Raw genomic sequence first — 21,262 nt, forward strand, 5'->3', positions numbered from 1 at the left:
GGCTGAAAGTGAGCAGTGGGGAGACGGCGGACCTGCGGATACGGCACGATGGCCGGGCGTTCTGTAGGTCGTTGCGGTGGGGGTGCAAGTGGCGCGGCGGGGTCTTTCGCGGCAGGAGTTGATCCGGCGCCGGCGCCGGAGCGGACTGGTGGGACGCCAGGGGGAGCAGGCCGCGTTCAGCGAGGCGCTGCAGCAGTCGCCGGAGGACGCCACCCAGTTCCTCTTCCACATCCGCGGTCCGGCCGGCGTGGGCAAGTCCACCCTGATGCGGCAGCTGGAATCCGTCGCCCGCGAGGCGCAGGCGCTCACCGCCTACGTGGACGAGTCGGCGGCGGACGTGGTCGAGACGATGGAGGCCGTCAGCGCGCAGTTCGCCCAACAGGGCGTCGATCTCAAGGGGTTCGGCAGGCTGCTGACCACGTACCGGCAGCGCCGGCACGAGGCCGCCGCCGGTGGCGCCGCGGCCGAGGGGGCCGGCGAGGCGGCGGGCGCCGGCCGCGGAGCGGAGCCGCAGGGGCCGTCGCCGCTCAGCGTGATCGTGTCCCAACTCGGCCTGGCGGGGCTGGGAATGGTCCCCGGCGCCGGGGTGTTCACCGGCGCGGTCGACCCCAACCAGCTCGCGGCCGGGGCCGACCGGGTCAAGGCACTGCTCAGTGCGCGGTTGCGCAGTCACGAAGACGTCCAGCTCGTCATGTCCCCGTTGCAGGCCCTGGTGCCGGCGTTCCTCCAGGGCCTGGGGGAGGCCGCGGCCGGCCGGCCCTGGGTGGTGCTGTTCTTCGACACCTACGAGCGCACCGGGCCGCTGCTCGACGGGTGGCTGCGCGACATCCTGGTCACCGAGCGGTACGGGCAGCTGCCGGCCAACGTCCTGGTGGTCCTGGCGGGACAGCCCAGGCTCGACGCCCGGTGCTGGGGGGACTGGCTCGACCTGGTCACCGACCTGCCGCTGGACGTGTTCACCGATGCCGAGGCACGCCAACTCCTCGCGGCCAAGGGCATCATCGACGAGAAGGTCACCGAGGTGGTGATCGAGCTGTCGGGGCGGCTCCCGGTGCTGGTCTCCACGCTCGCCGAAGCCCGTCCCGCCAGCGTGGCGGAGGTGGGCGATCCCAGCGGCACCGCCGTCGAGCGGTTCCTCAAGTGGGAGGCCAACCCCGCCCGCCGCGCCGCCGCCCTGGCGTGTGCGCTGCCCCTGGAACTCGACGAGGACGTCTACCGCACCGTGGTGGACGACGAGGAAGCCGGCGAACAGTTCAGCTGGCTCCGGTCCATGCCCTTCGTCATCGACCGCGCCGGCCGCAGCCGCTACCACGACGTCGTACGCTCCGCGATGCTCCGCCTGCAACGCCAGCAGTCCCCCCTGCGCTGGCAGGAGCAGCACACCCGTCTGGCGGACGCCTTCCGGCAACGGCTCGACCGGCTCGAAGAGGGCACCGCGCCGGACGACGGCTGGTGGGCGGACGACCGATGGCGCACCTACCGGCTCCAGGAGACCTACCACCGGCTGTGCGCGGATCACCGCGCTGCGCTCCCGTCCGCCCTCAGGGACCTCCTGGACGCCCACGATCACGACATCACCACCCTGCGACGTTGGGTCCGGACCCTGATCCAGGCCGGCCACGACGTCGACGCGGGTGCGGTGCGCAAGTGGGGACAGGAGCTCCTGACCGCCTTGGACGGCCCCCGTCCCGGTATCTCCGCGCTCACCCTGCTCCTGTCCCGCGGCGGACTCGACAGCTCCGGACAGTGCCTGGGCCGCCTGCTCCGCGGCTGGGAGCACCGCCGGCTCGACGAGCACGAGCAAGCCCTGGCCGACTGCACCACGGCACTCGGACTCGACCGGACGGGCCGGGCCCTTCGCGGCCGGGGCGAGTCGTATCGCCGCCTCGGCCGGCACGCGGAGGCGCTGGCCGACTTCGACCAGGCCATCGAGAGGGAGCCCGGCATCGTGTGGGCCTTCGAAAGCCGCGGCGTGACCTACCACTCGATGGGCCGGTACGAGGAGGCGCTGGCCGATTACACCCGCGCCGTCGATCTCGACCCCGGGTCGGTGTGGGTCCTCGGCAGTCGCGGTCTGACCTACCACTCGATGGGCCGGTACGAGGAGGCGCTGGCCGACTACACCCGCGCCGTCGACCTCGACCCCGGCTCCGCGTGGACGCTGGGCAGCCGCGGTGTCAACTACCACTCGATGGGGCGCTACGACGAAGCCCTGGCCGACTTCGACCGCGCCCTCGCACTCGACCCCGACTCCGCGTGGATCCTCGCCAACCGCGGCGCGACCCATCGCCTCACCGGCCGGTACGCGGACGCCCTGGCCGACCTGACCCGCGCCGTCGACCTCGACCCCGACTCCGCCTGGCCCCTCGCCAACCGCGGCGAGACCCATCGCCTCACCGGCCGGTACGAGGAGGCGCTGGTCGACTTCACCCGTGCCGTCGACCTCGACCCCGGCTCCGCGTGGGTCCTGGGCAGCCGCGGCCAGACCTACCGCGCGACGGGTTGCTACGAGGAGGCGCTGGCCGACTTCGACCGGGCCCTCGCACTCAATCCGGAGGCCGCCTGGATCATCGCCGACCGCGGCGTGACCCGTCGCCTGGCGGGCCGGTACGACGACGCGCTGGCCGACTTCGACCGGGCCGTCGAGCTGACCCCCGATTCCTTGGGCCCCCTGGTCAACCGCGGCGTGACGCATCGCGTGGCGGGCCGCTACGAGGAGGCCCGCGCCGACCTCGACCGGGCCCTCGCGATCGACGGGAGCTCCGGTTGGGCGCACTACGAGAAGGCCGTGGTGCTCTATGCCGTGGACGACCCCGAGTACGAGGCGTACTGCGCCCGCGCCATCGAGAGGTGCACTCCCGCCCCGGGACATTCGACCGCCGATACCGCCTCGGACGTGGGCAACCTCGTTCTCGTCCACTGCCTGATGTCCGACTGGGCGACGGCGGAAGGCCATCTGGCCGCCTTCGTCGGCTGCGGTCCGGAGCGCGGGCAGCTCCGCGAACTGCTGGTGGTCCTGGAGACGCTGCGGAGCGTCGTACCGTCGGCGGAGGGACATCTGCCGTCGTTCCGCCGACGGCTGCAGACCGCGCTCGACGCGTCCCGGTGAAGGACCCGGCCCGCACCGTCCACCAGGGACGACGCTCGTGGGGACGGTGGGCCCGCGGGCCGCTCGCCGGCTCGCCCACCGTCCGTCCGGCGGCCACGCGCCGCCGCCGAAGATATTCGCCCGGCGAGCGGGCCCGACAGGATGATTCGCGGCGATTTTGAGCGGTGCGCGCCGCCGGTGACCATAGGCTCAGCCGGCACCCCGGCGAGCCAGCACGATGAGAGACGCGTCACACACCATGCACCGCGATCCCACCGCAGAGGCCACCCCCACCGCCTCTGACCTGCACGATTCATCAAAGCGTCCGTTCCGGATGAACTTGATGACCGCTACCGCCCTGGTGATGGGCAACATCATCGGCGGCGGGATCTTCCTGCTGCCGGCCTCGGTCGCCCCGTTCGGCACCATCAGCCTGGTCGCCTTCGGCGTCCTCACCCTCGGGGCGATCGCGCTCGCCCTGGTCTTCGGGCGGCTCGCCCAGCGCCATCCGGACACCGGCGGGCCCTACGTCTACGCCCGCGAGGCGTTCGGCGACTTCGCCGGGTTCCTCTCCGCCTGGTCGTACTGGACGATGACCTGGGTCAGCAACGCCGCGCTGGCGGTGGCCGCCGTCGGCTACGTCCATGTGCTCATCCCCGGCCACGCGTCCCGCGGCGTCGACCTGCTGGTGGCGCTGGCCGCACTGTGGCTGCCGGCCCTCGCCAACCTCGCGGGCACCCGGTACGTCGGCGCGGTCCAGCTGGTCTCCACGGTCCTGAAGTTCGTGCCGCTGCTGTTCATCGCGATCGTCGGACTGTTCTTCTTCGACCCGCACAAGCTCGGGGCCTTCCACGAGGGCGGCGGCAGCACCCTCGGCGGGCTGTCCGCGGCGGCCGCGATCCTCCTCTACAGCTACGTCGGCGTGGAGTCGGCCGCGATGAGCGCCGGCGAGGTCCGCAACCCCGAGCGCAACGTCGGCCGGGCCACCGTCCTGGGCACCATCGGCGCCGCCGTCGTCTACCTCCTGGGCACCGTGTCGGTCTTCGGCACCGTCCCCCACGACAAGCTGGTCAACTCCAAGGCGCCGTTCTCCGACGCCGTGGACGCGATGTTCGGCGGCCACTGGGGCGGTACGGTCATCGCGGCCGCCGCCGTGATCTCCATCGTCGGCGCGCTCAACGGCTGGACGCTGATGAGCGCCCAGTCCCCGTACGCCGCCGCCAAGGACGGTCTCTTCCCGGCCGCCTTCCTCAACAAGCGGCGCGGGGTGCCGACCTTCGGCGTGCTGGCCGCCGCCGTGCTGGCCAGCGCCCTCACGGTGATCAACTACTTCCTCGGTACCGGCGGCGTCTTCGAGATCCTGGTGCTGATCACCACCTTCTCGGCCACCGTCCCCTACCTCCTCGCCGCCGGCGCCCAGATCTACTTCCTGCTCACCGGCCGCCGCGACCGGGTCCGCCCCGGCCGCTTCGTCCGTGACCTGGCCCTCGCGCTGATCGCCTTCGGCTTCACCTTCTGGCTGGTGGCCGGCGCCGGCTACGCGGCGATCTACCAGGGCGTGCTGTTCCTCTTCGCCGGGATCCTGGTGTACGCGCTGATGGCGGCCCGCCGCTCGGCGGACCGCGCACGCCGGTCGGACGCGTCCGAGGACGCTGAGGCGACGGCGGAGGAGTCGCCCGAGGGCGCCCCGGCGGCCCCGGCCGTGCCCACCGGCGCCGCGGCGAACTAACCGCCCCGACCGGCCCGCCCGGACCGTACTGCCCCTGGCCGCACCGCTGCGACCAGGGGCATTACCTTGCACGTAATTCGAACCTGCGATGGAGCGAGTTCGTGGGTTGAGGGCACGTGCCGTCCCGACCACTGGCGTCCATAGAAGTCCATCTCGATTTACCCCCGGTGGCTCCCCCTCCGGCTCCCCAGGGTGCCGATCTGGCTCCTGGGGCTCCCGGAGCGTTCCTGAGCACCTGCCGTGAACTCCTTGATCGAGAGGAAGGCGAAACCATGCTCAAAAGCGTCCGTGCGAACCTTGTCCAGTACGACAGAAGCAGCGATTCAAGGAGACCGGATGCCCGGAGCCAGCGCGCGAGGTACGTATCTGCGGATCGCAGACGACCTGCGCCAGGACATCAGGGAAGGACGTATCACGAAGCGGCTGTCGTCCGAAGCTCAACTCATGCGTGACCACGGGGTATCTCGCACCACGATCCGGCGCGCCCTCATGACTCTCCAAGACGAAGGCTTGATCCACTCTGAACCGGGTGCAGGGTGGGCGGTGAGCGGCGCCGATGACAGGCGACCGCTCACGGAAAGGCTGATTGAGATCATCACGGCTACCCCCCTGGCTATCGGGGACGCCTTTCCCTCCGAGGCGAGCTTGTGCGAGAGCTTCGGGCTATCCCGCACGGCAGTCCGTTCTGCACTCGCCCAACTGGAAGGGCAAGGGCTGTTGGAGGCAGTACACGGTAAGGGGCGCACAGTACGTGCTCTCCCGTCGTCCACCACTACGACCTGAGGCGGCCATGGGATTGACCGAGCGTTCCTACACGCTTTCCGAATCGCTTCTCGCCAGCCCCCTGCCGCGCAGGTGGGCCCACTCACAGGGCGTTGCTCGCTGCGCTGCATCACTGAGTCCGATCCTGGGGGAGGACGCGGAACTCCTGGAGGCCGCTGCGATCCTTCATGACGTTGGCTATTCGCCGTCGATTGCCGCTACGGGATTTCACCCTCTGGACGGCGCTCGGTTCCTCCGGGATCAGGAAGGTGTGGACGAGCGGGTCGTCCGGCTGGTGGCTCACCACTCGTGCGCCCTGCTGGAGGCCGAAGAGAGGGGCTACCGCACCGAGTTGGAATCCGAATTCGAACTGGAGCGTCCGGAGTTGGTGGACGCCCTGATCTTCTGCGACATGACGACCACGCCGGATGGCCACCCGACCACGCCGGCGGAACGGCTCAACGAGATCGTGCGGCGATACGGGCCCGACACCATCGTCGGCCGCTTCATCCAGCGGGCCGCGCCGGAGATCTACGCCGCCGCGGCCCGCGTGGAGGCTCGGATGGACGGGCCCGCCGCCCATCATCCGATGTAGGGCGTGGTCCGGGATACGTCCAGACCGTGGGTGATGCGCAGCCTCATCGACGGGTGGATGTCGAGGTCGTCGAGGTCCGCTGGGGAGACCCAGCGGACCTCCTTCGATTCGCTGCTGGTCCGCAGGGAGCCACCGGTGGGGTGGGCGTGGAAACACACCGAGAACTGCTGCCGCACCTCTCCGTCGTCGTACGCCATGACGTGTTGTGGGTCGGTGTAGAGGCCGATGATGCCGTCTACCTCCACCTCGATGCCCGTCTCCTCCCGTACTTCGCGCATCACGGTGTCGGCGATGGCCTCCCCGATGTCGTGGCCACCGCCGGGGAGCGCCCACAGATTGTTGTCGGTCTTGTGGATGAGCAGTAGGTGACCATCCCGATTCCGGACCACCGCGGTGACGGACGGCACGACGGAATTGGCGCGGGGGGCGTTGGGGTCGCGGTAGTAATCGGTGCGGCTCATGCCTGGATACCTGTGCAATCAGTTGGTGCTGAGATCGGTCGGGCGCTCTGCCAGACGCGCTCGATGCTGTCGGCGTACGTATCGACCAGTTCGCCACCGGGCACGCGCTGCAGATGCAGGACGGGGGCCAAGTAGGCGCCGACGCCGAAGACGTGGCCGTTGACGAGAAGTTCGTCGTCCGCCCGGTAGAGCGAGTTGTAGAGCGTGGTGTGGTGAAGCCGGAACTCGACATTGGGTAGGCCGAAGATGCCCGCCCGGCCATAGTTGGACAGTGCGTTTCGGATCTTCGCGGCCATGGCGGTGCCGATGCCTTCGTCGTCACCGCGGACTGCGACGGCTGGACTGTCCGGGTCGCCGAGCATGAGCCGTACGGGAACGCCGGCGGACGCCTTCTCTTTGACGACGCGCAGGAACGCCGGATCCTCGCTTAGCCAGAAGCCCGAGTAGACGAGTACGTCGAAGTGCTGGCTGGCCTTCGAATAAAGGGCAGGCCAGAGGTCGTTCGGCACCACGTTCCGGTGCGGGTAGAGCTTCACCAACTCGGCACCGCCGGTAGCTACGACTTCCGCAGCCGTGCGTTCGTCGGGCCACAGGTAGGAGATCTCGTACCTGAGCAGCGAGGCGAGTGCGTGCTGGAACCGGCGGTAGGGCTTACGTCCCGGGCTGATCCAGCGCTCCACGGTCTTGGCAGCGACCCCCAGCTGTTCTGCGGATTCTTCGACGGTGAGTCCGCGCTCGACGAGAGCCGCGCGGAGACGCTCATTTGCCATGCGCCTTCCCCCCATAGACGTCTTGGGACGTTGTCGACATTAGTGAGACGACCTCAAGCCGTCCATGGGAGCGGTGGGGCGTCTGCTGATCTGGCGTCAATCTTTAGGCACACCGCGAGAGACCAGGTCCGACCAGGTCGCTTGACAGGTGGAGCGATAAAGGTATTACATGTATCGCATCCGCAGGGCGTAACGCAGTCTCGCGGACCGCACCACAGAACGACTGCAGTTGTCGCTGCTTACATGCAGCGGTCGGGGTCGATAGCACCATCAAATCCCCCGGCCGGCGACGGCTGTTGCACGTGGACATCGCTGATGCGCTGCCCGCTCGCCAGGACGCCGGGACATCCCGGTGCGCCTGCCAGGCGGAGAGCACACCCGCATCCCGCTCATCGCCAGCCGAGGAGTCCTCATGCCTGCTGCTGCCACCCGCCAGGGTCCGACCCGCACCCGCGCCGAGGGGGAGCGCCTGCGCCGCACCCGCACCAAGAACGTGTCCCACCTCCCCGCCCTTGAGGCCAGCGCCCTTCCCGCTCAGGAACTCGACCTGGAGCCGGGCCAGGAGCGCTTGCGCTGCCCCGACTGCCGGACCTGGTGCCCGATCACCGGCCTTCAGCTCCCGAAGCTCGTCCCTCACGGCCGTTGCCCAGGCCCCAACGCTCCGCGCTGCACGAGCACCAACCGACGTGTGGTGCTCGACGTGACCGTGGAGGACTGGCGCCTGGCGATGGACGGCATGGTCCGGGACGCCGCGTCCCGGCGCTCTGCCCGCCAGTTCCACAAGCCACTGCCGGCCCCGGCCACGCCGATCCACCGGATCAACCAGCCCCACCGGCCCACCGCCGACGAGGCGCTCGCCACCTACGGCGCCCACCGCAAGCACTGCTCGGCCTGCACCGTCAGCCGCACGAGCTGCGCGACCGGCACCCGCCTTGCCACCGCCTACGCCCGGCTGAAGCGCCAGGAGGAGGCCAAGCGGCTCCAGACCAAGTCGAAGGCGCAGCAGTGGGCGGCGGTCACTCCGGCTACGCAGGCCGCCGCGATCCGGCGGATCCGTGACGAACTCACCGCCACGCTCAAGCAGATCAGCGGCAAGCTTGACCGGTTCGAGCGGGCACAGCTGGACCTCCGCATCACCGAACTTGCCGAGACGCTGTGGTGGCGGATGTAGCACGCGCAGCACGAACGACCACGGCCCCGGCCACCCTCAGCTGAGTGTGGCCGGGGCCGTGGCGGCTCGTACCGAGCGCCAAGTAGGCGCGGGCCCCAGGGCTGCAACCCCTGAGGCCCGCCACAGGCACACCTAGTGAGAGGCACACCTGTGTTGACGCACATCTTCGCACCCCCGCCTGCCACTTCGCCGGACGGCCAGGAACAGCCGAGTCAGCCGGACGAGTTCCTGCGCCGTGCCCGGCAGGCCGACACGCAGCAGGCCGGGGGCGATTCCTGATGAAGGGTGAGATCGCAGAGCAGCAGGCCGCTGACGCGCTCGCCCAGCAGCGCATCGAGTCGGCCCGGCAGGCTGCCGAGGCAGCAGAAGACGCCCGGCAGCAAGCCGCGGCGCTGCGGGGCGAGGCCCAGTGAAGGAGCCCGAGCCGCAGTAGCCCCGGTCGTGCTCAGCCCGATAGCCAGGGCCCGCATCACGCACTTCGCGGCGATGCGGGCCTTGGCCCGTCACGGCGTCCACCACCCGGTGGCCCGCGCTCTGCTCTCCGCGGCGGCCGGTGCCGCCGCCGGCGCCTACGTCGCCGGTCACCGGGTCTTCGACATCCACACCGCACCCCGCCGAAAGGGGAACCACACGTGACCCTCACGATCGCCCCCCGCACGATCGAGGACCTGATCACAGCCCACTCCGTCGCTCTCTCCTGCCTGATCGACGCACCGATCGCCGAGCAGGACTGCGACTTCGTTGACCGTGTCCGCGTCGCCCGCGACATCTTCCACGCTTGCCACCTCCTCCACCTGACCCAAGGCGCTGCCGTTGTACGCGACCAGTTCGCCTACGCCGAGAACTACCTGCGGTACGCGCTCTGGGGCGGGGACCACGATGCGACCAGCCTCTTCTCCTGCTGCGATATCGACGTGAGCCGCCAGTTGGCCCTGGCACTCGCCGACGGGCACCTGCGGCGGGCCATCACGCTTTGCAGCTCTGACGCTGACGTGAGTCGTGAGGTAGCCCAGCAAGCCGCAGACGGCCGCCTGCAGCGTGCCCTCGAACGCATCTTCTGACGAGCACTGCACGTTTCGCCCTGATGGTCGCAAGGCCGGGTTCGACTCCCAGCCGGGGCACTCACCACCTCACCCGCGCCCATCCGGCGCGGGCCCATCTGACGGCGTGCGGCCCCGGGGCGCAATCCCGAGGCCGCTGAAGGGCCGTCTACCTGGAAGGAACCACGACCCATGAGCACCATCATCGCACTCGCCCCCGATCCGGACCGTGACCCGACGGCCGCGGAGTTGGAGGCCATCGCCGCCGAGACGCCGCTCATCGAGGCGAAGGTCGAGCTGCTGGACGCGCAGATCCAGGCCCTTGACGGTCCGGTGACGGAGCTGACCCAGCAGCGGATTCGGCGGGCCCGCCGCAAGATGCTTGCGGCCCGCCGTGACCTGACCAACCGCGCCGCCGGCCTGGCGCAGACGGGCGGTGCGGCATGACGCACCGCGCCCGCCTGACCAACACGTACTCCGGCACGTGGGAGATCTACGTCGTCACCGACAGCCCCTACCCCCGGGACTGGCCGACGCACCGGTTCGGCGCATCGGCGGCGATCCCGACGCTCGCCCAGCGAGACACGGCGCTCGCGGCCCTCGGCTACGAGGCGGACACGAGCGCCGAGTGGGACTGGCAGGAACTGCCCAGCGGCTACATGGACTACGTCGAACTGCTGGCCTCGCTCGATGTACGGCCCGCCGGAACGGAGGCGGCGGCATGACCTACACCACCGATTCCGCCCTGGCCGCCGCGCACGCGGACGTCAAAGCGGAGATCGCCCGTACCGACACCAAAGCTTCTCTGCTGCTGGCCTTTGACGGTGCGTTGCTCGCCGGTGTCTGGTCGGTCGCCAGCGGCGTCCACTTGCCGACCGCGGCCCGGATCGTCGGCGCGGCCGGCGTGGCGGTGCTGCTCGGCGCGGTCACCCTGCTGCTGCGCACCGTCCGCCCGAACCTGGGCGGCAGCAGGCCGGTGGGGTTCCCGCTGTGGGCGACGCTCACCGCCGGGGAAGTCCTGGACGTCCTGGCGGTCGATGACCGTGCCAAGCACATCGCGGCCCTGTCCCGTATCGCGGTCGCCAAGTACGGCCGCCTGCGGCGCTCGATCAACTGGACACTGACCGGCGGCGCGCTGCTGGTCGCCGCCGGGGTGCTGGCGTGGGGCGGTGCGGCATGAGCGAGCCCCTGAGCCCCGCCGAGCACCTGCAGGCCGCCTCCGAGGCAGTGCGCCAACACAACCACGCCGCCATGGCCGACGGGTACGACAGCACGCCCGAAGCCAGCCGCGCCGCGGTCGCCCTGGTGGAGATGTGCGCACGGTTGCAGCAGACGATCGACCACATCGACGGCCGCGTGCTGCGTGACCTGGCCGACGGAAGGCTCGCCCCGGACGACGGGACCGCGCCCGGGATCCACGCCTACGGCGCCCAGTTGGCGTTCACGGACGCACGCGTCGCCCTGGAGGACTTGCGCGGCTATCTCCAGGAGGCCAGCAGCCACTTGTGGCACCTGGGAATGGTCTACGAGCCCGAGGAGGACGACGCATGATCCGCATCGTGACCCGCTCCCGCCTTGCCGCCCTTGAGTGGGCAGTCGAGAGCGCGCAGAACCGCGTCGACGAAGTCCAGGGCGCCGCTGACGCCGCCGCTTCGTGCCACACGCGGTCGGTGCAGCGGCTGAGCACGGCGCTGGCCACGGCCCGCGCCGCCGCCGACGGCCACCAGGCCGACGCGGAGATCGTCCGAGACCTCCTGAAGCGCGCGGAGGCTGAGCTCGTCGACACTCAGGCGACGGTGGCCGAGCAGGCGGAGCAGACCAAGGCCCTGCAAGGCGAACTCGACCGCATCACCGGAGCCGTGGTCCTGCTGAACTACGGCCGCCTGGTGAGCATCCACCCCACCAACGAGGCGGCCCGGCGGCACGCCGAGTCCCTCGGTTGCCCCGGCGACGGTTGGAGGCCCGGTAGCGGCGGCCCCGCGTCCGAGGTCGCGTGGCGCATCTCCGCACTGTCCACCTTCGCGGTCCAGGACGGCGGTGGTGCCGGATGATCCCCCAGCTCACCGCGCTGCTCCCCACTGCTCCCGGGTGGGTGTCCTGGGCTATCCCGCTGGTCGCTGTGCTGCTCGCCCTGGCCCTGGTCGCCTGGGGTGTTGGGCGGTTGCGAAAGTCGGTGTGGCTGTCCGGCATCGGACCGCAGGCGATCGTGGCGCTGGGCGGCGTCGCCGTCTCAGTGTTCGGCCTGTGGGGTTTCGCCACCGAGACCGTCCACCTGCCGAAGATCCTGGCGGTGGCGTTCATCGGGGTGTTCGACGCGGCGGAGATGACGCTGCTGGTGATGCTCTACCGCACCGCCGACCCCGAGGTCGGCTGGACGCGTGAGCTGCACCTGATGCACCGCACCGCCTGGACCCTGGTCGCCTTCTCCGGCGCCATGAACGCCATCCACGCCCCGAACTGGTGGGCCCGGCCGGTCCTGGCCGCGGTCCCCGCACTCGCCGCATGGCTGATCGAACTCCAGCTACGCAGCAAGCTCCACACCCCCGATGTCGACGACACCGACGCACGGCCGGGGCCGGCACGGCTGGTGGCGCTGCTGTGGCAGCACGCCTGGTCCGCCCTGTTCGCCCTGTGGGGGCTCGACGCGAACACCTCGTCGTCCGCGATCGCGCGCTCCGCCATGGCGCAGCGCGCGGCCCGGCGCCTGTATCGCTTCCGCCTGGTCCTGGACGCCGAGGTCCCCGACCGGGAGCGCGCGAAGCGGCGGGCCGACCGCAAGCGGGAAGGGCTGCAGGGCCGGGCGCAGAAGGCCCTGGACCGCGCGGACATCGCCACCGACCGTCGCCAAGCGCTGGCGATGGCGCGCCGGATGGTCACCCTCACCGGCGTGGAAGACCTCGCGCGGCTCGACTACGCCGATCCGCGCGCCGTGCAGAAGAAGATCGAAGACCTGTCGGTCACCGCGTCCGTGGAACGGATCGACGCTTCGGAGCTGGCCGAGGAGGCGGAGGCTGCGCGGCAGCGCGCGGAAAGCGCGCGGCTCGAAGCCGAGGACGCGCGGCAGCGCGCGGAAGCCGCGCGGGACCGCGCGGCAGACGAACTGGCTGCCGCGCGGCAGGCGCTGGGGGAGGTCGAGGAGGCGCGCGACGCGATCCTTCAGGATCACGATGGGGTGGCCGGTGCGGTGGAGGCTGCGCGGCAGCGCGCGGCAGACGCGCGGCAGGCCGAGCAGGACGCGCGGCAGCGCGCGGAAGACATCATCACCGCCGCCACCACCGAAGCCGACCGTCTCACAACCGACGCCCAAAGCGCCTGGGAGCAGACCCAGGACGCTCTCTCCGAGCAGCGGGACCGGCTGGAGACCCTGACCGGGCAGTGCCGCACGGCTGAGGACCTGGCCGCAGGGCGCCAGAGCGCGTTGGAGGAGGTCAACCGGCAGATCGAGGAAGCCCGGCTCCTGCACGACCGGCTACGCGGCGACCTCGCCACCTTCGGCACCCAGGCCCCCGAAGCCGCCCTCACCGGCGACGGGACCGTCTTCCGCTCGGAGGCCAAACAGCAGGGCTGGGAGCACTACCTGCACACCGTGACCTCCACCGACGGCCGCGATGAGCCGACCGCCGCTGAACTGGCTACCCGCTTCAGCGTCGACGTTGGCAACGCCCGCAACTGGCTGCGGGACTTCCGTGCCGCGCGCGCCGCGCAGCTCGCCGCGCGCCAACCGCGCGCCGCCGCGCACCACGCACTCAACGGCCACCCCGCCACCGCCTAGGAGACCCGCATGAAGCGCTCCTCACACACCAACCCGCCGAAGCCCACCCACCTCCACCGCGCCTGAACGGCGCCCCCGGCCCGCTTCCTACGGCCCGGCCGGGGGCGCCTTGCACTCCCTGAGAGGAGCCCCACCATCATGTCGGAAACCACGGTTCACACCGTGACGGAAGTCCCCGTTCAAGTCGCCGCACCACCGGCCCCACCCGCTGCTTCGCCGCCAGCGCCGTTGCCGGGTCGGCCGTTGGCCGCTGCCGGAGCGAACGCCATAGGAGCCGTTGCCGCTGGTGCGATGGCGATCGGCGGGCCGGTTGGCCTGGCCGCCACCGGCGCCGCGGCCGGAGCCATCGGTGTCGGCGCTCTCGTTGCCCGTCGGCGCGCTGCGGGCCCGCGGCGCCGCACGCAGTCCACCCTGCGCACCCCCGCCGCCGCGGGCAGCCGCGGCGCGGCCGGTCAGCGGTCGCCCTTGGCGGCCGGCGTCGGTCGCATGGGGCGGTCGAGCGCGGGGGCGGTGCGTTCTGGAGGGCGCGGTGCTGCCGGTCGGGCCTCCTCGAATGTCGCCTCCGCCCCGCAGTCAGGAACCCGCCGTGCACCGGCAGGCTCCTCGATGGCCGGGGCCAGCGGTCCGCGCACCGGCCGCCGCGTTGGTCCCGTCCCGTCGTCGCGCTCGTCGTCCGGCAGGTCCGGCCGTGACGGTGGCGCGGGGGTGCAGTTGTCGAAGGCGCCCCGTGGGCCGCGGTCGGCCTCTGGTGGGCTGTCGCGTGCTGGACGGGCCGCCGCGGGCCGTGTCGCCGGTGGGGTGGCTCGCTGGCAGGCCGGTTCCCCGAAGCGGTCCGCGCGCGCCGAGCAGCGCTCGAACCGCCGCACCGACCGGGGCACTGCGAAGGCGTACAGGGACGCCGGGATGGTGCCCGGCGCCCAGCGTGGGCCGGGGAAGTCGCGTCGGGCTGAGACCGCTTCTGCTGGGCGGGGGCAGGTCAGTGCGGCGCAGGCAAAGGCGTTGCGTCGGTCCGCTGTCCGGCATGGGGCCCGGATGGGGGCGAGCGCGGTACTGGCCGGCGGTGTGGGGCTGGCGTCGGGCATCTGGAACTGGCGCCGCCCCGGCGTGGCGTCCCGGCACGTGAAGGCGGCGTGGCTGCGGTTGGCCAACCGCGCCCGCCGGATCCGGGAGATCCGCGATGCGGCGATCCTCGGCAAGGGCAAGCCCGGCCAGCCCCCGGTGCCCGGCGAGACCGTCAACGACCCCAAGCGCCCGAAGGACAAGCCGCGTTCGGCTCCGGGCAAGGGCCGCTCGGCCCGTCCCGTCACCCTCGATGCTCCCAAGGGAGGAACCGTGTCCGAGACCACTACCCCGGGCCTGACGCGTCTGTCGGACGCTGCTGAAGTCATGCTGCAGGCCGCCTCCACCTTCGACCCCGAGCAGATGCCCGAGTTCGAGGCGCTCATCGACGACCTGCCCGAAGCGATGGCGATGGTGCAGGAGACGCTGCGCGTCCTGGCGGAGCTGGCCGACGAGAAGCTGCCGGTCGAGCCCGTGGTCACCGAGGAGATCGGGGAGGGCTACCGGGCCATGACCCGCGTCATCGACGCCCTGACCGAGGTCGGCACCGTCTACCGCAAGGCCCACGCCGCCGACATCGAGCGGCACGAGAACCCCCGCAAGGGCTTCGAGGGCGAACGCAAGTGGAACGTCTGACCAACCCCTGACCCGCTCTGGACCGACGGCCCCCGCAACTGCGGGGGCCGTCCGCTTGGAAGGACACCATGACCAGCAAGAACACCAAGACGACTCAGGTGGATTGGAGCGCTGGGCACGGCATCATCTCCGGCACCCTGAACGCCACCGCCGGCACCCTGGTCACCACCGCCCTCGCCCACACCGCCCACCTCCCCGCCGGATGGATGCTCGCCGCCGGAGCGGCCGGGGCCGTGGGCACCACGATCTCCGGCATCCGCAAGCGCCTGACCCACGCCACCACCGGCTTTCGCTCCGCCTGCTGGCTGGCGGCCGGCACCTGGTCCTCCTGGGCCCTGACCTCCGCAGGCCCGACCACCTTGTCCGCACTCGGCTCCCTCGCGGTGGGCGGGATCACCGCCGGGACGCTGGCGGCCGGGTTCGCCGCGCACGAGGAGACCGAGCAGGCCCGCCGCATCACCCTCCTGGGCCTCGGTGTGCGCCGCGCGCTGGCCGAGGAGTGGATCGACCGCATCGCGCGGGTGTGCCGGGTCGAGAACATCGAGATCGTGGCGATCGAGCACTGGCCCACCGGCATGGGCTACACCGTCGAAGCCAAACTCCCCGAAGGCGGCGTCACCCGCAAAGCGATCGCGGATCGCACCGCCGCGCTCGCCTCCGACCTGGACCTGCCCACCGGCTGCGGCCTGGAGGTCCACGAAGGACTCTCCCGGCGCCTGGTGCTGCTGCGGGTGACCACCAAATCCATGGCCGGCACCGAAATGCCCTACCCGGCACAGGAGATGGCGCAGGTCACCACGGTGAACAACCCGGTGCCGCTCGCGCTGCTGTCGGACGGCGGGAAGGCGGAGCTGGACCTGCGGCAAGCGTCCACGATCGTGGCCGGCCCCACCGGCACCGGCAAGTCCAACTGGCTCCACACCCTCATCGCCCGGCTCAACCAGACCAACGACGTGCTGGTGTGGGTCATCGACCTCAACGGCGGCTCCCTCGGCCTGCCGTGGCTCCACGCCTGGCGCGAAGCCCAGCAGCACACCGAAGGCTCCCGCTGGGCAGGGGCCGACATCCCCGCCCCGGGCGTGGACTGGGTGGCCAGCACCCCCGCCGAAGCCACCCGCATGCTCAAGGCCGCGGTCCGCATCGCCAAGCAGCGCAAGGTCGCCTACCAGGACCACATGCGCGCCGAGGACGACGACAAACTCCCCGTCAGCCCCGACCTGCCCGAGATCATCATCCTCACCGACGAAGGCGCCGAAGTCGCCGCCACCCGCGAGGCACGCGAAGTCCTCAAGGGCATCTCCGAGGTGATCCGCATCGCCCGCGCGATGGCCATCCGCGCCGTCGTCTCCGCCCTGCGCGTCACCCAGGACGTCCTACCGGACCCGATGGTCCGCAAGATGGCCTCCAACCGCGTGTGCACCGGCGCCACCGAAGACAGCGAACTGGGCCACTTCTTCGGCTGGCGGGCGATGACGGTGGAGGACTCCTTCGACGGCCCCGGTTCCGTCCAGGTCGGCACCGACGGCAAGGCCCCGCAGAAGGGCCGGCAGTGGCGCATCACCCCCTCGGTCATCGAGGAGATCTGCGCCGCCACCGCCCACCGCCGTCCCGCCCTCGACGGCCCGTCTCTGCAGGCCGCCGGGGAGGACTACGAGCAGCGGTGGTCCCAGGAACGCTGCGGGCACCTCTTCGGCCTCCAGCCCGCCACCAGCACCACGGCCGCGGGCAGCGGGGGCGAGACGACCCAGCGCACCTGGCGGGCCACCGCCAACTGGGACACCCCCGCGCCCAAGGACGGGCCGCCGCAGGCCGAGGGCGCACCGCGGGACAAGGCGTTGGAGGCTCAGTTCCTCGACATCGTGGGCGCCGGCATCACTGACGAACCCGCCTCCGGGGCCGGCACCACCTGGTCCGACCCCTCCACCTGGGCCCCGGCCCACAAAAGCACCGACGCCAAGCCCGATGCCCGGCAGGCCGCCCTGAACCTCCTGATCGCCGCCGGCCCCGAGGGCACCGGCGCCTCCGCCATGGAACGGGAGCTGAAGGACACCTACGGCACCCGCCGCCCGGTCATTCAGCGCTGGCTCGGCGAATGGGCCGAGTCCGGCGAAGCCATCCGCGTCGGCGAGGGCAGCAAGGCCCGCTACGTCCACCACACCCACGCCCCCACGCCCCCCACAGAGGGCTAAGCACCCTCCTGTCTGTCACCTGTCACCCACCCCGCAAGAGGGGACTCCGGCGTGTCATCCGCGGCCTGTCCCCCACTCTGACCTGCGCGTTACAGGTGACAGACAGGTGACAGGTGACAGACAGATGACAGGCCGGATGACAGGCCCACACAGCACTTCCGGCCGCCCGCGAACGGGCGGCCGGAGTCTTCCTCCACACCCTTCAGGGAGTCGCCTCATGGCCGTCACGGTCTCCGCTGCCGTCCTCTTCGGACTCGTCAGCCTGGTCCTGATACGCACCCGCTACGTCCAGCTCGGCTCCGCGCTCGTGCTGTTCCTCTTCGGGTTCTTCATCGCCAGCACCGGCGCCAGCAAGCCCATCACCTCCGCCTGCCAAGCCATCGCCCAAGCCCTCACGCACCTCACCGCCTAACCCCGCCCGGACGCCGGGCGGAAGGAGGACCTGTGCACCCCCACCCGCACCCCACGCTGCCCCCGCAGGACATCCCGCCCGGCGTCCAGGAGGTCATCCTCCCGTCGGGGGAGCGGGCCCTGGCCTACAGCACCGGGCCCACCCAGCCCCCGCCCACGGCCCCGGTGCCGCCGGTCGCCCAGCCGATCCCGGCCTGGGCCAAGGCCACGGCGCTGCTCGTGCCGACCGTCGGCGGCGGCATCGCCATCGCCGCGGTGGGCCTGTCCGCCGCAGCTCCCGGGCTCGTCGCCGTCAGCCACGTCCTGTGGTCCACCGTGGCCGCCCTCGCCGCCGGCGGCGCCGCAGCCGCCGCCGTCATCAGCCGCGTCCGCGCCCGCATCACCGCCGCACAGCGCGAAATGCAGCGCCCGCACATCACCCAGCACATCACCGCCACCGGCCTCTTCAGCCGGGCTAACGGAACCATCAACCACCGCTAGGAGCACTGCATGAGTGAGCCCGACGCGTACGTCTCGCACGCCCCGTACATCGAGGCGGTCGCCGAGGCACTCGACGCGGCCGGCCTGACCGTCGCCGACTGCAACGCCGACGACAACGACCCCCGCGACGCCTACATCGAGTTCGATCGCGCCATCACCACCCCCGCCTACGGCGACGACACCGAGGTCAACCTCCTGTGGAGGGAGGACAGGGGCTGGATGGTCGGTTGGGGCGACGCCGACTCGGTATCGCAAAGCGGCCTGGACTGGATCGTCGACCTCTTCTGCGGCGTGCTGCCCACCCCCGACGAGATGGTCGCCGAGGCCCGCACGGTCGTCGCCAAGATCCCTGGACCCCAGGGCGGCCCGTACGGCCGGTACCGCGACAGCGGGGACGACGACGGCCTCGACGCCCAGCTCGCCACCTACCACCGCAACCACTGAACCGAGGAGACACCATGGCCATGGGCGAAACCCCGATCACCATCATCGGCAACCTCACCGCCGACCCCGAGCTGAAGTTCACCAACTCCGGCGCCGCGCTGGTGAAGTTCACCGTCGCCTCCACCCCGCGCACCTACGACAAGAACAGCGGCCAGTGGACGGACGGCACGGCCGCCTTCTTCCGCTGCGCGGCATGGCGCCAGCTGGCCGAGCACATCGCCGACAGCCTCACCAAGGGATCCCGCGTCGTTCTCTCCGGCCGCATCCGCCAGCACAACTGGAAGACCGACCAGGGCGAGAACCGCTCGATGCTGGCCGTCGAAGTCGATGACATCGGCCCCAGCCTCCAGTTCGCCACCGTCACCGTCCAGCCCACCCAGCGCCCCGCCCCGGCCTCAGCCGACAGCGACCCCTGGGCCGGAGGACTCGGCAAGCCCTCCGCCAACAGCCCGGCGCCCGCAGCGCCGTCCGGGCCCGACGACAAGCCGCCGTTCTGACGCCAGGACGCAGCGGGGCGGCCCGCGTCTCGCCAAAGCCTCGGGCCGCCCTTTCTCCTCATCTCCGCAAGAGACTCAGGAGGTCTCCAGCATGACGCATGACCCCCGGTCGACGCTGCTCTCCGCAGCACTGACCGCCGCTGAGCGCGGTTGGGCCGTGTTCCCTCTCCGCCCCGGTAACAAGCGCCCCGCCCTCCACGGCCAGTCCCGCTGCCCCCTCACCGGCCCATGCGCCGCCGGTCACCTGAAGTGGGAGCAGCGCGCCACCACGAGCCTGGCCCGGATCCGGGCTGCATGGTCCGCTGGTCCGTACAACATCGGCATCGCCACCGGCCCTTCCGGGCTGCTCGTCGTCGACCTCGACGTGCCGAAGGACAACAAGAAGGACGCGCCTTGCGGCGCGACGACCTTCACGGCGCTCTGCGAGCGCGCCGGCCAACCGGTGCCCGCCACCTACAGGGTGCGGACGGCAAGCGGCGGCCAACACCTGTACTTCACCGCCCCGGCCGGTGTCCGGCTGCCCAACACTGCCGGGACCCTGGGCCCGCTGGTGGACACTCGGGCCTGCGGCGGCTACGTCGTCGCGGCGGGCAGCACCACCGCGACCGGACAGTACGAAGCGACCAGCGATGTCCCGGCGGCCTCGCTGCCCGCGTGGCTGCTGCAGCTGCTCCAGCCTGCGCCCGCCCGTCCCGTGGCACCCCTGCATCTGCCTGCCGTGAGCGGGAGTCGGGCGGCGCTGGCCGCACTGGACGCGGAGTGCGCGGTGGTTGCCGCGGCGCCGGACAAGCAGCGCAACAACGTGCTCAACCGGTGCGCCTTCAAGGTGGGGCGGTTCGTCGCATGGGGCGACCTCCCCCGGCGCGTGGCCGAGGACGCCTTCCAAGCGGTTGGAGAGGCGCGGGGACTCACCGCTGCGGAGTGCCGCGCCACGATCCGCAGCGCCCTGGACAGCTCCATCCGCACAGCTCGGCCCCGGGATGCGGCATGAGCGCCTCGCCCCATCCCCCCTTGGAAGGCCACCTGGCCACGGCCCGGCCGCACCTCGCCGAACCGGCCCGCACCACGACCGGCCGTAGCGCGCCGAAGGACGTCGCCCGAAGGGCGTCCTTTCAAGGTTCTGACCCGCACCCGACCGGCGACGGACGCTACCCCGTCGCCTGGCTGCACATCACCGCACCCCGTGGTGCCGTGCCCACCGCCACCTCCAAGTGTTGCTGCGGCCGGGACAGAAGCGCGGTCGGCCGCACCAAGGTGCTCGCCCTGATCACCGAGCACCAGGCCCACCGTGACACCTGCACCTGGCGCCACCCCGCCGCTCACGAGACAAGGAAAGCCTCATGACCGACCACATCGATGGCGCCGCCCTCCTCGACGAAGTCGACGCCTTCCACCGCCGGTTCACCATCTTCCCGACCAACGCCGCCTACGTCGCCGTCGCATTGTGGGCCGCCCACACGCACCTGCTCGACGGCTTCACCTCCACCCCGCGCCTGGCCCTGCTCTCCGACGAGCCGTCCAGCGGAAAGAGCCGCGCCCTGCAGATCACGGCAACGCTCGTCCCGCGCCCAACCGCGGCCGTCAATCCCACCCCCAAGGCCCTCGTGCGCGCGGTATCGGCCAGGGACGGTCACCCGACGATCCTGCTTGACGAGGCCGACACCGTCTTCAGCTCCAGGACCAAAGGCAGCGAGGAACTGCGGGGGTTGCTCACCGCCGGCCACCGGCGATCCAGCACCATGCTGCGCTGCGCGGGAGAGGCCCCCAGCACCCGCAGGGTCCGGAAGTTCTCGCCCTACTGCGCCGTCGCCCTGGCTGGACTCGGCTCTCTGCCCGAGACGATCCTCGCCCGTTCCGTCGCCATCCGCATGCGCCGCCGGGCCACCAACGAGCGCGTCGAGCCCTACCGCCGGCGCATCCACGAGGCGGAAGGCCACGCGCTGCGCGACCGGCTCGCCGTCTGGGCCGACCAGGTCGGCAACCAGGTCACCGACGCATCACCCGAGCTGCCGGACAGCATCTTCGGCCGCCCCGCCGACGTGTGGGAGCCCCTCCTCGCCGTCGCCGAGGCGGCCGGCGGCACCTGGCCCCAGCGGGCCCGTGCCGCCTGCGCCGAACTTGCCGCAGTCGCCATGCAGGACGACGCCAACGAGACAAG

At 71.4% G+C, this 21,262-nt stretch carries 24 protein-coding genes and 1 pseudogene; 23 read left to right on the plus strand and 2 right to left on the minus strand.

What is annotated here, in order from left to right:
- The first annotated feature begins 148 nt into the window (after positions 1 to 148).
- From CG747_RS26270 to CG747_RS26285, 4 genes are all read left to right on the plus strand, one after another.
- A complete protein-coding gene (locus CG747_RS26270) occupies positions 149 to 3,109 on the plus strand; it encodes a tetratricopeptide repeat protein (RefSeq protein WP_100604300.1) in 2,961 nt (986 codons plus the stop codon).
- 313 nt (positions 3,110 to 3,422) lie between these two features.
- A complete protein-coding gene (locus CG747_RS26275; RefSeq protein WP_100604301.1) occupies positions 3,423 to 4,817 on the plus strand; it encodes an amino acid permease in 1,395 nt (464 codons plus the stop codon).
- A 336-nt stretch (positions 4,818 to 5,153) separates the two neighbouring features.
- Positions 5,154 to 5,600: a winged helix-turn-helix domain-containing protein gene (locus CG747_RS26280; protein ID WP_100604302.1), complete on the plus strand. Its 447-nt coding sequence runs from the start codon at positions 5,154 to 5,156 to the stop codon at positions 5,598 to 5,600.
- Positions 5,601 to 5,607: 7 nt separating this feature from the next.
- Positions 5,608 to 6,174, plus strand: coding sequence for an HD domain-containing protein (locus CG747_RS26285; RefSeq protein WP_100604303.1), 567 nt, complete (start codon positions 5,608 to 5,610; stop codon positions 6,172 to 6,174).
- Here CG747_RS26285 and CG747_RS26290 read toward each other — a convergent pair.
- Positions 6,162 to 6,635 (minus strand): NUDIX hydrolase, encoded by a 474-nt coding sequence (locus tag CG747_RS26290; RefSeq protein ID WP_100604304.1) that lies wholly within the window; start codon positions 6,633 to 6,635, stop codon positions 6,162 to 6,164. The genes CG747_RS26285 and CG747_RS26290 overlap by 13 nt on opposite strands.
- Entirely contained in the window at positions 6,632 to 7,405 is a 774-nt protein-coding gene (locus CG747_RS26295) for a helix-turn-helix domain-containing protein (RefSeq protein WP_100604305.1), read from the minus strand. Before CG747_RS26295 ends, CG747_RS26290 begins: the two co-directional genes overlap by 4 nt.
- A 412-nt stretch (positions 7,406 to 7,817) precedes the next feature.
- On the opposite strand from CG747_RS26295, the gene CG747_RS26300 reads away from it, so the two are divergent.
- The 19 genes and pseudogenes from CG747_RS26300 to CG747_RS26385 form a co-directional block, all read left to right on the plus strand.
- The gene (locus CG747_RS26300; RefSeq protein ID WP_100604306.1) at positions 7,818 to 8,576 is read left to right on the plus strand and encodes a hypothetical protein; all 759 of its coding nucleotides are present in this window, start codon (positions 7,818 to 7,820) and stop codon (positions 8,574 to 8,576) included.
- Positions 8,577 to 8,854: 278 nt separating this feature from the next.
- Entirely contained in the window at positions 8,855 to 8,989 is a 135-nt protein-coding gene (locus CG747_RS49825; RefSeq protein ID WP_257980722.1) for a hypothetical protein, read from the plus strand.
- A 28-nt stretch (positions 8,990 to 9,017) separates the two neighbouring features.
- Positions 9,018 to 9,212 carry a hypothetical protein gene (locus CG747_RS26305; RefSeq protein ID WP_100604307.1) on the plus strand — a complete coding sequence of 65 codons (195 nt, stop codon included), beginning with the start codon at positions 9,018 to 9,020 and terminating at the stop codon, positions 9,210 to 9,212.
- A complete protein-coding gene (locus tag CG747_RS26310) occupies positions 9,209 to 9,637 on the plus strand; it encodes a hypothetical protein (protein WP_100604308.1) in 429 nt (142 codons plus the stop codon). Before CG747_RS26305 ends, CG747_RS26310 begins: the two co-directional genes overlap by 4 nt.
- 171 nt (positions 9,638 to 9,808) lie before the next feature.
- A complete protein-coding gene (locus tag CG747_RS26315; protein WP_100604309.1) occupies positions 9,809 to 10,063 on the plus strand; it encodes a DUF6284 family protein in 255 nt (84 codons plus the stop codon).
- Entirely contained in the window at positions 10,060 to 10,341 is a 282-nt protein-coding gene (locus tag CG747_RS26320; RefSeq protein WP_100604310.1) for a DUF6303 family protein, read from the plus strand. The genes CG747_RS26315 and CG747_RS26320 overlap by 4 nt, the downstream gene beginning before the upstream one ends.
- The gene (locus CG747_RS26325) at positions 10,338 to 10,796 is read left to right on the plus strand and encodes a Pycsar system effector family protein (RefSeq protein WP_100604311.1); all 459 of its coding nucleotides are present in this window, start codon (positions 10,338 to 10,340) and stop codon (positions 10,794 to 10,796) included. The genes CG747_RS26320 and CG747_RS26325 overlap by 4 nt, the downstream gene beginning before the upstream one ends.
- A complete protein-coding gene (locus CG747_RS26330; RefSeq protein ID WP_146022161.1) occupies positions 10,793 to 11,167 on the plus strand; it encodes a hypothetical protein in 375 nt (124 codons plus the stop codon). Before CG747_RS26325 ends, CG747_RS26330 begins: the two co-directional genes overlap by 4 nt.
- Entirely contained in the window at positions 11,164 to 11,667 is a 504-nt protein-coding gene (locus CG747_RS26335; protein WP_100604313.1) for a hypothetical protein, read from the plus strand. Before CG747_RS26330 ends, CG747_RS26335 begins: the two co-directional genes overlap by 4 nt.
- A complete protein-coding gene (locus CG747_RS26340; RefSeq protein ID WP_100604314.1) occupies positions 11,664 to 13,388 on the plus strand; it encodes a hypothetical protein in 1,725 nt (574 codons plus the stop codon). The genes CG747_RS26335 and CG747_RS26340 overlap by 4 nt, the downstream gene beginning before the upstream one ends.
- 1,032 nt (positions 13,389 to 14,420) lie before the next feature.
- The gene (locus tag CG747_RS26345; RefSeq protein ID WP_100604315.1) at positions 14,421 to 15,083 is read left to right on the plus strand and encodes a hypothetical protein; all 663 of its coding nucleotides are present in this window, start codon (positions 14,421 to 14,423) and stop codon (positions 15,081 to 15,083) included.
- A 68-nt stretch (positions 15,084 to 15,151) separates the two neighbouring features.
- Positions 15,152 to 17,272, plus strand: a complete 2,121-nt coding sequence (locus CG747_RS26350) for a hypothetical protein (RefSeq protein ID WP_100604316.1) — start codon at positions 15,152 to 15,154, stop codon at positions 17,270 to 17,272.
- Positions 17,273 to 17,489: 217 nt separating this feature from the next.
- Positions 17,490 to 17,684, plus strand: coding sequence for a hypothetical protein (locus CG747_RS26355; RefSeq protein WP_100604317.1), 195 nt, complete (start codon positions 17,490 to 17,492; stop codon positions 17,682 to 17,684).
- A gap of 32 nt (positions 17,685 to 17,716) precedes the next feature.
- Positions 17,717 to 18,163: a hypothetical protein gene (locus tag CG747_RS26360; RefSeq protein ID WP_100604318.1), complete on the plus strand. Its 447-nt coding sequence runs from the start codon at positions 17,717 to 17,719 to the stop codon at positions 18,161 to 18,163.
- Positions 18,164 to 18,172: 9 nt separating this feature from the next.
- The gene (locus tag CG747_RS26365; protein ID WP_100604319.1) at positions 18,173 to 18,607 is read left to right on the plus strand and encodes a DUF6292 family protein; all 435 of its coding nucleotides are present in this window, start codon (positions 18,173 to 18,175) and stop codon (positions 18,605 to 18,607) included.
- A 14-nt stretch (positions 18,608 to 18,621) separates the two neighbouring features.
- On the plus strand, positions 18,622 to 19,104 hold the full coding sequence (ssb, locus tag CG747_RS26370; protein ID WP_100604320.1) for a single-stranded DNA-binding protein: 483 nt from the start codon (positions 18,622 to 18,624) through the stop codon (positions 19,102 to 19,104).
- Positions 19,105 to 19,195: 91 nt separating this feature from the next.
- Complete coding sequence (locus CG747_RS26375) at positions 19,196 to 20,095, plus strand: bifunctional DNA primase/polymerase (protein ID WP_100604321.1); 900 nt, start codon at positions 19,196 to 19,198, stop codon at positions 20,093 to 20,095.
- Positions 20,092 to 20,448 (plus strand): hypothetical protein, encoded by a 357-nt coding sequence (locus CG747_RS49830; protein ID WP_257980723.1) that lies wholly within the window; start codon positions 20,092 to 20,094, stop codon positions 20,446 to 20,448. Before CG747_RS26375 ends, CG747_RS49830 begins: the two co-directional genes overlap by 4 nt.
- A pseudogene (locus CG747_RS26385) lies at positions 20,445 to 21,248 on the plus strand (DUF3631 domain-containing protein); the annotation flags it as partial. The gene CG747_RS49830 and the pseudogene CG747_RS26385, both read left to right, overlap by 4 nt.
- Positions 21,249 to 21,262: the final 14 nt, after the last annotated feature.

Origin of the sequence: Streptomyces sp. CB02959, assembly GCF_002803155.1 — a bacterium.
GTDB lineage: Bacteria > Actinomycetota > Actinomycetes > Streptomycetales > Streptomycetaceae > Streptomyces.